Origin of the sequence: Pantoea eucrina, assembly GCF_001691555.1 — a bacterium.
Lineage (GTDB): Bacteria > Pseudomonadota > Gammaproteobacteria > Enterobacterales > Enterobacteriaceae > Pantoea > Pantoea borealis.
Window position 1 is genome coordinate 145,053 of record NZ_MAYN01000008.1, and the last position, 309, is coordinate 145,361.

At 51.1% G+C, this 309-nt stretch carries 1 rRNA gene (cut by both window edges); it reads left to right on the plus strand.

Going from position 1 to position 309, the window contains the following annotated elements:
* A 23S ribosomal RNA gene (locus BBA90_RS19425) occupies positions 1 to 309 on the plus strand (it extends past both window edges: 867 nt to the left, 3,807 nt to the right).

Sequence of the window (309 nt, forward strand, 5' to 3'; positions counted from 1 at the left end):
CTTTTATGGGGTGACTGCGTACCTTTTGTATAATGGGTCAGCGACTTATATTCTGTAGCAAGGTTAACCGCATAGGGGAGCCGCAGGGAAACCGAGTCTTAACCGGGCGCTAAGTTGCAGGGTATAGACCCGAAACCCGGTGATCTAGCCATGGGCAGGTTGAAGGTTGGGTAACACTAACTGGAGGACCGAACCGACTAATGTTGAAAAATTAGCGGATGACCTGTGGCTGGGGGTGAAAGGCCAATCAAACCGGGAGATAGCTGGTTCTCCCCGAAAGCTATTTAGGTAGCGCCTCGTGAACTCATC